The sequence below is a fragment of the Streptomyces sp. NPDC107654 genome (assembly GCF_055639035.1).
Genome location: NZ_JBVKBI010000028.1, coordinates 69443 through 81794 on the forward strand (window position 1 = coordinate 69443; position 12352 = coordinate 81794).

General features: G+C 69.7%; 10 protein-coding genes and 1 pseudogene. 6 read left to right on the forward strand and 5 right to left on the reverse strand.

Annotation, left to right across the window (positions count from 1 at the left end; translation table 11 throughout):
- Positions 1-9: 9 nt before the first annotated feature.
- Positions 10-171: a hypothetical protein gene (locus ACZ7N4_RS33670; protein ID WP_471366342.1), complete on the reverse strand. Its 162-nt coding sequence runs from the start codon at positions 169-171 to the stop codon at positions 10-12.
- A gap of 692 nt (positions 172-863) precedes the next feature.
- On the opposite strand from ACZ7N4_RS33670, the gene ACZ7N4_RS33675 reads away from it, so the two are divergent.
- The 5 genes from ACZ7N4_RS33675 to ACZ7N4_RS33695 all read left to right on the forward strand — a co-directional run bounded on the left by ACZ7N4_RS33675 (position 864) and on the right by ACZ7N4_RS33695 (position 7074).
- Positions 864-2042 (forward strand): cytochrome P450, encoded by a 1179-nt coding sequence (locus ACZ7N4_RS33675; protein ID WP_471366346.1) that lies wholly within the window; start codon positions 864-866, stop codon positions 2040-2042.
- A gap of 86 nt (positions 2043-2128) precedes the next feature.
- Positions 2129-3430, forward strand: a complete 1302-nt coding sequence (locus tag ACZ7N4_RS33680; protein WP_471366349.1) for an MFS transporter — start codon at positions 2129-2131, stop codon at positions 3428-3430.
- Positions 3430-5346 carry a RiPP maturation radical SAM C-methyltransferase gene (locus tag ACZ7N4_RS33685; protein ID WP_471366433.1) on the forward strand — a complete coding sequence of 639 codons (1917 nt, stop codon included), beginning with the start codon at positions 3430-3432 and terminating at the stop codon, positions 5344-5346. The genes ACZ7N4_RS33680 and ACZ7N4_RS33685 overlap by 1 nt, the downstream gene beginning before the upstream one ends.
- Positions 5347-5411: 65 nt before the next feature.
- Complete coding sequence (locus ACZ7N4_RS33690; protein WP_471366352.1) at positions 5412-5915, forward strand: DUF5825 family protein; 504 nt, start codon at positions 5412-5414, stop codon at positions 5913-5915.
- A complete protein-coding gene (locus ACZ7N4_RS33695; protein ID WP_471366358.1) occupies positions 5908-7074 on the forward strand; it encodes a cytochrome P450 in 1167 nt (388 codons plus the stop codon). Before ACZ7N4_RS33690 ends, ACZ7N4_RS33695 begins: the two co-directional genes overlap by 8 nt.
- A 193-nt stretch (positions 7075-7267) precedes the next feature.
- Here ACZ7N4_RS33695 and ACZ7N4_RS33700 read toward each other — a convergent pair whose 3' ends face one another.
- The gene (locus tag ACZ7N4_RS33700; RefSeq protein WP_471366362.1) at positions 7268-8284 is read right to left on the reverse strand and encodes a zinc-dependent alcohol dehydrogenase family protein; all 1017 of its coding nucleotides are present in this window, start codon (positions 8282-8284) and stop codon (positions 7268-7270) included.
- Between the two features lie 320 nt (positions 8285-8604).
- Between ACZ7N4_RS33700 and ACZ7N4_RS33705 the strand changes: the two are divergent.
- Positions 8605-8858 (forward strand): annotated as a pseudogene (locus ACZ7N4_RS33705) (transcriptional regulator); the annotation flags it as partial.
- Between the two features lie 179 nt (positions 8859-9037).
- On the opposite strand, the gene ACZ7N4_RS33710 reads toward ACZ7N4_RS33705, so the two are convergent.
- The 3 genes from ACZ7N4_RS33710 to ACZ7N4_RS33720 form a co-directional block, all read right to left on the reverse strand.
- Positions 9038-9763 (reverse strand): SDR family NAD(P)-dependent oxidoreductase, encoded by a 726-nt coding sequence (locus tag ACZ7N4_RS33710; RefSeq protein ID WP_471366367.1) that lies wholly within the window; start codon positions 9761-9763, stop codon positions 9038-9040.
- Positions 9764-10329: 566 nt separating this feature from the next.
- Positions 10330-11343, reverse strand: a complete 1014-nt coding sequence (locus ACZ7N4_RS33715; RefSeq protein ID WP_471366369.1) for a HEAT repeat domain-containing protein — start codon at positions 11341-11343, stop codon at positions 10330-10332.
- Positions 11337-12119 carry a HEAT repeat domain-containing protein gene (locus ACZ7N4_RS33720; RefSeq protein WP_471366372.1) on the reverse strand — a complete coding sequence of 261 codons (783 nt, stop codon included), beginning with the start codon at positions 12117-12119 and terminating at the stop codon, positions 11337-11339. The genes ACZ7N4_RS33715 and ACZ7N4_RS33720 overlap by 7 nt, the downstream gene beginning before the upstream one ends.
- Positions 12120-12352 lie beyond the last annotated feature (233 nt).

Genomic DNA, 12352 nt, shown 5'->3' on the forward strand with positions numbered 1-12352 from the left:
CAGATGCGATCAGCAGCGCCGCGCGACGATGGCACCCAGGGTGGCCGATGACAGGGAGATGAGCTCCACGTCATCGACGAGGTCAAACCCTTCGCCATCGGTGAAAAGCACCATGTCCGGCTCCGCCTCGGTCGCCGCGATCACCGGGCGCTCCTCAAGTTCCTGCATCATCGTTGTCCTTTCTTCACCTCGACTGGCACCAACATCTCCATCCCATACAGACCTTGAGGTCCTGTCAATGGTGAATGCACACCTAGTCCGGCGCGTCATCCGATCCCGGTTCCCGTCGGCGAACGGCGGGACCGCCGCCGGCCGATCTGTTCCGCCTCCCCTCCGGCCGTCGACCCGGCATGCCATGAATCCCCTGGTCAGAAGCCTTGTAACGCCAAAACATGGAGGGGCACGTCGCCGCTCCGGACGGAGAGCATTCCGCAGCGCTGGAACCGCTGACGGCCCGCGCGGTTCGGGCGATTTCGCTTGGCAGAAATCCTGCTTCGGGCACGTTCCCGGATCTTCGCCGGCCCAAGGATGCAGTACCTTCCTGCCTCTTGTAGGGATTGATCAACCCTGGGTAGGGTGCTTCGGGTCCGGAACAGTGCCAGACGGAGAGGTCACCGTTCAACGATGCCCGCCTTCAGCGGGTAAGGGCCGGGTATGACCGGTTCTCCAGCCTGGTGCGCAAAGATCGAGCACCGGAACCCGCAGGCCGCGGAAGCCGATCCGGCGATCACACCATTCAGCGGGCATCGGCCCCCATTGTTCATGCGTCTTCCGTTATGGGACATTCGGAACGGAGCCAGATTGTGACGTCTTCGCATGCCAACGTTCCCGAGCTGGAAGCCACGGCAATCCCGTACTTTCCGATGCCCCGGGCGTCCGGTTGTCCGCTGGATCCGGCACCCGAGCTCGCCGAGTTGCAGGAGCGGGCGCCGCTGGTCCGGGTCCGGCTGTGGGACGGCAGCACTCCGTGGCTGGTGACGCGGCACGCGGAGCAGTGCGCGCTGCTGTCGGACCGCCGGGTCAGCGCGGACTGGATGCAGCCGGGCTACCCGTTCCACACCCGGTTCCTGCGCGACCACCACGGCGAAGGCCAGTTCCTGACCGCCATGGAGGGCCCCGAGCACCTCCGGCTGCGCCGGATGATCGCCCGGCCGTTCACCCCCCGCATGGTCGAGAAGCTACGGCCCACGATCCAGCAGGTCGTCGACGACCGCATCGACGCCTTGCTGGCCGGCCCGCAGCCGGCGGACTTCGTGTCGGCGTTCGCCCTGCCGATCCCGTCCAGGGTCATCTGCCACGTGCTCGGCGTTCCCTACCAGCACCACGACTTCTTCCATCACGCCATCAGGGCGGTGACCGAGAGCGACGTCCCGGCCGACGTCGCGAGCAAGTCCGAGCGCGAGCTGTACCACTACCTGGCCAAGCTGATCGGCCACAAGCTCGCCCACCCCGATGACGGCCTGCTGTCCCAGCTCGCCACCGAACGGCTGGCCACCGGTCAGCTGAACCGGCACGAACTGGTGATGCTGGTCCTGTTCCTGCTGATCTCGGGGCACGAGACCACTGCCAGCATGATCGCGCTGGGCACGCTGGCCCTGCTACTCCATCCCGACCAGATCGCCGTGCTGCGGGACGCCGGCGAAGCCGGGGTCGCCGGGGCCGTCGACGAGCTGCTGCGATACCTGACCACCGTCCAGCCCGGCCGCCGCCGCGTGGCCGTGGAGGACATCGAGATCGCCGGACAGCTGATCCGCGCCGGTGAGGGCCTGATCCTCCCGGAGGAGATCGGCAACCGCGACGAGAGCGTGTTCCCCGACGCCGAGAAGCTGGACCTGGGCCGCGACGCCGGCCAGCACCTCGCCTTCGGGTTCGGTGTGCACAAGTGCACCGGCCAGCCGCTGGCCCGCCTGGAGCTCCAGGTCGTGTTCACCGCCCTGTTCCGGCGCATCCCGACCCTGGCACTGGCCGTCGACCTCGACGACCTTCCGTTCATGGACGACGGGCTCGGATACGGCCTCAAGGGAATGCCGGTGAGCTGGTAAGTGAACGAGGCCGAGCAGGAGCCGAGTCCGCCCGTGATGGTGGAGAACGTCCTTGACCACCGCAGTCACCAGGGGGAACCCGCAGCATGACCGGCACCACGGAGGCCCTTGACGGATCGGCGGCGGTCGACGCGGCACGAAGCGTCACGCGCCCGTTCTACCTCTACGCTGTGCTCTCCAACTCGATATTCCAGCGCGGCGTGTTCGTCATCTTCCTCTACCGGCAGGGCTTCTCCGCCGGGCAGGTGGCCCTCCTCCAGACCCTGCTCTTCCTGGTCAGCGGACTCGCGGAGCTGCCCACGGGGATCATCGCCGACCGGATCGGGAGGCGCGCCAGCATCGTGATCGGCCAGGTGCTGGTGGCCGCATGCCTGCTCGGTCAGGTGGCGACCTCCGACTATTGGCTGTTCCTGGCGCTGTTCATCGGCCAGGGCGTGGGCATGGCCTGCGTGTCCGGTTCGGACACCGCCCTGCTGTACGACCTGCTCGTGCGCCGTGGCGCGACGAGTGGCTACGTCAGGATCCGGTCCCGGTTCACCATGCTCGGGACGGTCACCTCGGGGGTCGCCATCAGCCTCGGCGGGCAGCTGCAGCGGCTCTCCTGGGGGATCGTCTACGCCGCTTCGGCGTCGTGCCTCATCGTGGCCGTGCTGGTGCTGCTGACCCGGGTGCCCGAGATCCGCGGCACGGACGCGGAGGACGAGCGGGACGGAGCCGGGAAGAAGCACGGCGACACCACGGCATGGCGGGCGATGCTCCGGGTCGCCACGCCGGCGCTCGTGACGCTCGTCGTGGTGTCCGGACTGATGCACGCGACGCTGACGCCGTACATCATCTTCACCCAGAAAACGCTCTCCGATCAGGGCGCGAGCACCGCACTGGTCAGTGTGGTCGTCTCGGCGGGATTCTTCATCGGCGGCCTCACCCCCCTGCTGTCGGACCGCGCCGACCGGCGCGTCGGGTACCGGGTCATCGCCCCGCTGTCCCTCCTGGTGCTCGCCGCGGCCCTCGGCCTGACCGGCCTCGGCCTCGTCTGGGTCACCATCGCGGCATTCCTGCTCCTGGTCGGAGTCCCCGAGATCACCGCCGTGCTCGTGGACAACGTGTTCAACGAGGCGGTGCCGTCGCGCCACCGGGCGAGCCTGCTGTCGATGATCGCGTTCGTGGAATCGGTGCTCATCGGCATCGGCTATCTCGTCCTCGGCGCGCTCATGGGCGGACTGGGTTCCAGCGTGGGCATGGCCGTCTACGCAGCGGTCCCCCTGCTGGCGTGTCTCCTGTGGCTCCCGGTGCTCATCCGAGGAACGCGGGTGACCACCGGTAGCGAACAGGCCGCCGTCCCGTCTCGGACAACGCCCCTGACCGATGAGGAGCCGAAGTGGAACTGATGCAGATCGGGCACAAACAACCGGCGCCGGATCCCACCCCGCCGGTCGTGCACGAGGACGCCCTTTCGGTTGCGCTGGTCTGCATGCCCTGGGCCGTGGTCGACATGCCCTCCCTGGCCCTGAGCACGATCGCCCCGTTGTTCGAGCGACGCGGAGAGGTCGAGAAGCTCGACGTCGTCTACGGCAACATCCGGTGGCTCGACCACCTGGTCCGGGAGGTGGGCCTCGAACGTGGGCACTACGAGCTGATCGTCGACGCCGAAGTGTTCGGGGTCGGCGAATGGGTTTTCTCCAGTTGCTTCCGCCCCGGTGTCGACCCGCGCCACACGAGCTTCTACGACCTCGTGCGCGACAGCGAGCATGTCGACGCCTACTGTGCGATGTTCAGCGCGGCGCCCGCCTTCATAGACGAGCTGGCCAGGGATCTCGTGGCGTCGGGCGCCGACGTCCTGGGGCTGACGACGACCTTCGACCAAAACATCGCCTCGTTCGCGCTCGCGCACCGCGTCAAGGAATTGCGGCCGGACGTCGTGACCATCCTCGGCGGGGCGAACTGCGACGGCGTCCAGGGCACAGCGGTCCACCGCGCCCGCCCGGAGTTCGACTACGTGATCCGGGGGGAGGCGGAGCACTCGATCGCGCCGCTCGTCGCCCACATCGCGGAATGCCGCAGCGGTGACGGGAAGACGGACGACGGACTGCTGCGTGCCGTGCCCGGCCTGTGCTGGCGGTCCCACGCCGACGGAGCCACGGTCAGCAACCCCATCGGGCGGACGCCCGTCTCCATGAACGTGGTGCCGGAGCCCACCTACGATCACTACTTCCGCGATCTGGGGAAGTCTCCGGCCGCTCCGTTCATCGACGTCAAGATTCCACTGGAGGCCAGCCGCGGTTGCTGGTGGGGCGCGAAGCACCACTGCACATTCTGCGGCCTGAACGGGTCAGCCATGACCCATCGCGCGAAGCCCGCCGAGCGCGTGCAGGCGGAGGCCAGCCGGGCCATCCGCCGGCACAACGTGCTCGACCTGGTGTTCTCCGACAACATCCTGGCGCCCGAGCACGTCGTGCAACTGACCACGGATCTTGCGCTGCCCGCCGAATGGGACGTCCGGCTGTTCGCCGAGGTGAAGTCGAACCTCAACTTCCATCAGCTGGAGTCCCTCGCGCGCGCCGGTTTCACGCAGCTGCAGCCGGGTGTCGAGAGCCTCTGCACGCCCATCCTGCGCATCATGCGCAAGGGGGTGACCGGGTGGCAGAACGTGCGGTTCCTGCGGGACTGCGCCACCTGCAGGATCTACCCGTCGTGGAACATCCTCGTGGGCTTCCCCGGGGAGCAGGACAGCGACTACGAGGCCTTGGTCGACTCGCTCCCGACCCTCCATCACCTGACGCCGCCCGCCGGGGCGTTCCGGATCAAACTGGAACGCTTCAGCCCCTACTTCGACGATCCCGCCCTCGGTCTCCAGGCTCTCGGCCCCTCGCTCAACCTGGTGCGCGCTTACGAGGGGGTGGCGGACGACCTCGACGACCTCGTCTACGTCTTCGAGTCCGAGCCCGCCGGCCTCTCCGCCGAGACGGGCGAGCTGTTGCGCGAAGCAGTCGCGAACTGGAAGACCGCCGCATCGGTCTCCCGGCTGGTCGCCCTGCCGGCGCCGGACGACTCGCTCGTCGTCATCGACGACCGGCCCGCCAGGTCCTCCCGTGAGCTGGTGTTCCGGCCGGGTCTCGAAGCCGAGGCGTACCGGGCGCTGGCCAAGGGCAAGACGCTTCCCGCGCTCGCTTCCGCGATGCGTTCGCTCGGGATCGCCGTGCGGGAAGGCCGGCTCGAAGAGCTCGTCGAGAACTGGACGGAGCTCGGCATCGTCTTCCATGAAGACTCCACCTATCTGGCGCTCGCGACGGGATTGCGTTGGTGACGAAGCAGACAGCAGAGCGGCGGTCGCACCGCCGGAGGCTCTTCGCGCCGGTGGATCTCCACTCGGTGCGGAGCAGGGAGGACCTCGTCGCCCTGACCCGGTCGGGATACGCCGGGATCCGGCTGGCCAGCCACTTCGCCATGCCGGAGATGGACGAGGCCGAGCTCGTCTCCTTGATCGCGCTGCTGCGTGACGCCCGCGGGGTCGGTCTGCGGGTTTCGTGGAGCGGCGACTGCGGCACCCTGGAGGTCGGGGACCTGCGCCACCTCGACCCGCCGCGCCGGCCGGACGGCTCCTTCGCGTGGTCGGCGCAGCAGGGAGGATCCCTCGTCGTCCGGCGCGGTCCGACGTTCCTGGCCGTCGAGGACACGCGCCACGGGGAGCGCCGCCGCATCGACGTCGACCGCTCGGAACCGGCGGCGGCCGTCCTCGACGAAAGCCGCTGGGGGCGCACGCTCACCCCTGCCGAGGCGGCCAGTGTGGACGCTCTCGAACTGCGCGACCTCGTCTTCCGTGCCGGCGACCACGGTGTGGGCATCGCCGTGAGACAAGGAGTCTGGTGTGTCTGAAGGCCACATCCTCTTCCGCAGGACTCTCGACGAGCGGACCGTGACGCGAGGACCGGGGGATCCGGCCGCCGCCGTCGTCCCCATGCGCATGGGGACGGCCGGGCTGGGACTGCTCGTCAACGATCACCGCGAAGCCACCCGCATCCTGTCCGACGTCGAGACCTATGGCAGCGCGGGCGAACTCATGGCGAGCGTTTTCGACGAGCCGAACGAGTCGCATCCGGACGGGACGTCCGAGACGGTCTTCGCGGTCAACCAAACCGATGGGGAGGAGCACCGTCGCGTACGGCGCGCACTTCGAAGGGTCATCGATGCTCGCGTGCGCGATGTCTCGGACCAACTGATGCAGGATGTCCAACTCTCGATCGAGCGCGCTCTCACACTGGGACGGCTCGACGCGGTCGCGTCGATCGGCGTGCCCATCGCTGACAGTGTCATGTCGCGATTGCTTGGACTTGACGAAAACCTCGTCTCGGCCCTGAGAACCGCGGTTTATCAGGGACACCCGGTGCGCGAGCTTGATGCCACGCTCGTCGACTGGGTGCGCGACCGGCGTGCTCACCCCGCCGATGACCTCGTGTCGGACCTGATGGCGGAACTCCCCTCTCTCGACGATCGACAGGTTTCGGCGAACACTCGACTGCTCGCACTATCGGGTGTTGAGGTGCTGGCGGCACTGATCACGAACGGGATCCTCTGCCTGGCGCAGGATCCGAGGACCCAGAGTCTCGTACGCGATGACGAGACGCTGCTGCCCGGCCTCGTCCATGAGGTGCAGCGGTACGCGAGCCCGATTGCGCGGGGGATCTATCGGATGGCGAAGGAACCATCCGTGATAGGCCAGTACGCAGTCCCCGCAGGTACTTTGCTCGTCATCGGGGTGGACGTTTGCAACAGGGACACGTCAGTGCTCCCCGATGCTCACAGGTTCGACCCCACTCGCGGTCGGACTTTCGAATATCTGACGTTCGGCCGCGGGCGGCATTCATGTTTGGGTATTCCAGTCACACGTCTCGTTGCGGCGCAGGCTCTGCGCGTGTTCCTCTCGGGAACAACGAGCTTCGGCCTAACCGTGGAGCCGTCAGAGCTGCGTTTCCACGATACTTTGGTCATGAACGGTCTCGTCGAGCTCCCGATGTGGGTGGAGTGCGCGAAGTGACCTCGGTCTTCCGTGACGGTCCGTCGGTTTCCTCGGCGGGCCGCTTCGGTTGTTCGGGCTGGTGGGGGTCAGCATGACTGTCACCCCCCTGCAGTGACGCGACGGCCGGCCGAACACCCCTCCGTCGCCCCCGGCCACGCCTACTGCGAGGATCCGCTGCCCGGCTGGACTGTGCGTGTGGGAGCCGGGAGGATCAGGGCTTGAGGAGGGTCTTGATGGCGCGGCGCTCGTCCATGGCCTTGTAGCCCTCGGCGACCTGCTCCAGGGGCAGGGTGAGGTCGAAGACCTTGCCGGGGTTGATGCGGCCGGTCAGGACGCGGTCGATGAGGTCGGGCAGGTAGCGGCGTACGGGGGCCGGGCCGCCGCGCAGGCCGACGTGGGAGAAGAACAGTTCCTGGCCGTCGATCCGCACCTCGTGGGGTACACCGACGAAGCCGACGTTGCCGCCGGGGCGGGTGGAGTGCAGGGCCTGCTGCATGGCCTGGGCGGTGCCGACGCACTCCAGGACGGAGTCGGCGCCGATGCCGCCGGTCAGCTCCTTGATCCGGGCGATGCCCTCGTCGCCGCGCTCGGTGACGATGTCGGTCGCGCCGAACTGGCGGGCGAGCTGCCGGCGGGTCTCGTGGCGGCTCATGACGATGATCCGTTCCGCGCCCATCTCCTTCGCGGCGATCACCGCGCACAGGCCCACCGCCCCGTCACCGACGACCACGGCGGTGGCGCCGGGCCCGACCTCGGCGGCGTCGGCGGCGTACCATCCGGTGCCCATCACGTCGGAGACGGCCAGCAGGCCGGGCCAGAACTCCTCGTCCGGCACCTCGTCGGTGGCCACCAGCGTGCCCTGGGCGTTGGGGATACGGACGTAATCGGCCTGGCAGGTGCTCATGAACTCGCGGTTCAGGCAGTTGGACTGCCATCCGTTGCGGCAGTTGGCGCAGGTGTTGTCCGAGGTCGCGAATGAACCTACGACGAACTGGCCGGGCTTGACCGAGGTGACCTCAAACCCGACCTCCTCGACGAAGCCGACGTATTCGTGGCCCATCGGGTGCGCCTCGTCGGTCGCGTCCAGGCCGCGCCAGGGCCACAGGTCGGAGCCGCACACACAGGTGACGGCCGTGCGGATGATCGCATCCGTCGGCATGAGGATCTTCGGATCGTCCAGGGTCTCGAAGCGCACGTCGCCGGGGGCGTGGATCACTGCTCCGCGCATGGGGGGAATCCTTTCGGTTTGCCGGAGGGCCCGGGGCCTGGGGGGCGGCCCTCGGACAGCCGTGTGTGCGCCGGTGCGGATCGGGGGCCAGCGGGGCTGCCGCTGTCCTTCGCGCGCTGCCGGCGGGTATCCCCCGGGGGGCGGCGGCGCCGTCCCAGGGGGTGCCTCTGTTCCAGGTAACCGCGCATCCCGGCGGCCTGCGAGTTACCAGCGAAAGGTGTACTGCCAGTACATGCCTCCGGAGGCGGGCAGGCCGTACGGTCGGAGGAATGGACGACCGCGAGGAGGTCCGCGATGTCCTCACCTCGCCGTGAGCGGAGATCACTTACGAGCAGGCCGGCCAGCCTGCTGGATCCCGGCGGCGCGTGCCGGGGCTGCGCAGGAGCGGGGTCGCCGCGCCGGCCGACAGGAGGGTGGGGTACTGCGCGAAACCGGAGCGGGCCGGCCTGGTCCGGCGCCGCCCCACCGCTCGGCAGTGGGCCCCGCATCCGGCCGGCAATGGACCCTCGACGCGATCACCGCGGGACCCGCGGTCGTGTGCCGGGACCGTATGGACGTCCTGACCGCCGAACCCGGACCCCACATGACCGTCTGCACCCGCGCACCCGGCTCCCCCTCAGAAGAGGGGCTCCCTGCTCGCCTCCCCGGCCGCCACCGGGGAACACCGACCCGGCCATGCGGCACCCCGCCACCTGAGAGCCCGCACACGGGACCGCGCCCATGTGAGCCGGCGAGCCCGCGCCGGCTGGTTGCTCAGAGCGCGGTGGCCGTCTCCTGTGCCAGTGTCCGCAGGAGACGGTCCTGGAAGGCCTCGTCGTGGACCGCACGGTGCGGCTGCAGGCGCCGGCGGTGGTGCCAGTACCCGCCGGTGGTCAGGGCCTCGGGCTCGTCGCTGGAGGCCAGCCACTCCTGTGTCCGATGGCCGAGTTCGAGGTCGTCCGGGGCGTTCGGTCCGCCCATCCTGGTCGGCACCCAGCCCGGGTCCACGGCGTTGCTGAGCACGCCGGGGCGCAGGCGGGCCACCGCGGCCGCGAGCGTCGTGACGAACAGCTTGCTGTCGGCGTACGACCCCGCGCTACGCCCCGCCCAGTCGACCCCGTCGAGCGAGGGACTCCCGCCGAAGTGCGAGCTGCTGCTCAGGTACACCAGGCGCCGAGGGCCGCGGAGCAGAGCCGTGAGCAGGTAGGGGGCGACGATGTTGACCGGGACGACCGCACGTCCGCTCCACACGCCGGCGTTGTGGATAACCGCGTCGAGGGGTTGGCCGTCGTTCAGCTCGGCGGCGGCGCTCCGTACGGCGTCACGGTCCTCGAAGTCGCCGACCACGAGGTGCGCCCCCCGGTCGATCAGCGGGGCGAGGGTCGACGCGCGCTCCTGGTTGCGGGCGTGCACCACGACCTCGTGCCCGGCGGACAGCAGCGCGTCGGCCGTGGCACGTCCAAGGCCGTCGGTGGAACCGGTCACCAGGATCCGACTCACGGTCGCATCGCCTCTCGTACGCGCGATGTCCGGCGCGATGTCGGGAAGACGCCGCCGCCGGGACGGTGAGGGCCGTTCGGCCCCGTGCGTGACTGTACCTCGCAGCGGAACGCTTCCTTCCGTTCTGACGTGTCACCGCTTCACCGTCCGGCGGATGCCGTTGACCCCGTCAGGGACGCACGACCGGCAGGCACCGCTTCCTCGGCGGCGGGGCCTCCTGTCGGCCGGCGAGAGGGGCCTCACCCGCCGCCGCCCGCCTGCGACGACGGCAGCACCCACCGCGGTGGCGGCGATGAAGGGCGTGCCGTGCGAGGGCCGACGAGCGAACCGAGGTCGAGTGACCGGCGCGGTGCGTCAGCCGTTCGTCCATCCGTCCGCGGTGCGGACGAGGTCCTTCCTCACCACCGGCTGGCGGCACCGTACGGCGTTCGAGCGCGCCGGCTTGGACATGGACGAGTCGGACACGATCCTCCGGATGCGGTGCCTCGACGGGGCGGCGGGATCGGTACGCCGACGGCAGCCGGGGGCGTTCGTTCACCACCGTTCTCCGGTTGTGAACTCGCTGGTCACGAGGAACGGTTGTCGAGAACGCCGAGGAAAGCCGACGCTACGAGGGCGACAGCGCGGTCGTCGTCGTGTGCCAGTTCGCGCAGGATCTCCGCCGCGGTGCTCCCCGGCAGTTCGACCAGGGCCTGGGTCAGGCGTATCCGCGTCGCGGAGTCCGCGGTGGGCGCTGCCAGTTGCGCGACCAGGTCGGTCGTGATCCGGTCCGCGCATCCGGGGTCCCGGGACAGCGTTCCCAGGACCTCCGCCGCGTCGACGTCGTGGGAGCCCTCGACCACCATGCCGACGAGGGCCGGCACGGCCGCGGTCACACCGCGCCGCCCCAACGCCAGAGCGGCCTGCCCACGCACCGCCGGGTCCGGGTCCCCGAGCGCGTCGGCAAGCACCGCGGTCGCTCCCGGGGCCTCGGCCATCCCGACGACCGCCAGCACCGCCCGCCGCCGGATGTGGACGTCCGGCGAAGCCATGCCGGCGGCCAGTGCGGCCACGCCGTCGCCGCCCGACCGGGCGAGCGCCCAGCGCAGGGCGCCCGCGACATGGGGATCGGATTCCGACAGGACCGCCCCGGCCAGCAGTTCGGCGGGAACCGACATGCTGTGCGGCCGGGTCAGGACGGCCTGCTGTCTGCGCGCGGGACTGGTCGAGTCGAGGCCCTGCATCAGTTCGACGATGCGCAGGACGTCCTGCCAGCCGGTGGGTTCCGACGCGTCGACGGCGCGGAGCCGCTCCAGCAGCTCCCGCTCCCGCCGCAAGCGGTCTTCCGTCCACCGGATGAGGTCGCTGACCAGAGCCGACGGCGTGAACGCCGGGTCCTGGAGAGCCCGCCCTGTCTGCTTGAGCGAGAGCCCGAGGGACCGCAGGCTCTCCACGTGGAAGATCCTTCGGACGTCCTCGGTGGAGTACTCGCGGTAGCCGCCCACGGTACGGCCCGTGGGGCGGACCAGCCCGAGGGCGTCGTAGTGCCGGAGCATCCGGGTGCTCACCCCGGAGTGACGGGCCACCTCACCGATCAGCAATCCGCAGCCTCCGCAACTTCCGTGGCGGTCGCGGCGTTCACGGCGTTCGCCGGCTCGGCGGCTCCCGGCGCGGCCGAGTCGGCGGCAGCGGCTCCTTCCGGACCCAGTGCGACGACTCGCCTCGCCTCCTCGACCGCCGCATCGAAACCGGTCTCCGGGTTCTGTCGGAGCAGCTCGGTGGCACGGGCGTGCGCGGCCACCTCCGGGTCGGGATGCGCCACCGCCTTGCGCACGGCGGGCTCGATCACGTCGCCGAGGTCCACCAGGGCCCGGCTCAGGCTCAGCCGCCTCTCCCGGTTGCCGCGCCCGAGGTGCAGGACCAGTTCGTCGACCAGGCCCTCCTTCTCCTCCTCCGGCACGAGGACGACGGCGACGCGCCACGCGGTCCGCGCGACCTCGTCGTCGGTGTCATGCAGCAGGTCGCGCGACATCCAGGCCCACGCCCTCTTGTCGCCGATCTTGGAGAGCGTGTGCAACGCCTGGCTGCGGGCCCGAGTGCGCTCGGAGCCGAGTTCCCGCCGGATCCGGGGCAGGGCGGTCTCCGGCGAGTGGCGGGTCAGCGCCCAGGACAGCATGTCTCGGACGAAGAAGTCCGGCTCGACCGCGCACCGTTCGACAAGGGTCTCCAGGAACCCGGGGTGGGGGTTCGAGCCGGCCGCCAGGGCCGCCTGCAGCCGGACCGACGAGTCCTCGGCGCCGAGGGCACGGGTGATGCGGGTGTTCCGCGGGGTTCCGTCTGTCGTGTTGATCGGGACCACCTCCTGCGCCCAGGGCACACCTTATCAACGTGTCAAGGTCAAGCCCGGTCCGTGAACGGTCGGTGCATCGGGGGCGCGAGCTCCGTATCGCGGTCCCCCATGGATCGCCAAGACGGCCGAAACGCGGCTGTTCGCGGTTCCGGCCGGGTCGTTGAGCCGTACGAAGCAGCTTCACCACCGTCGAGGGGGACCACGTTGACCGCGGCCATGACACGAACACCCACGCCGGCTGTCCGGACGCTGAGCCGGTC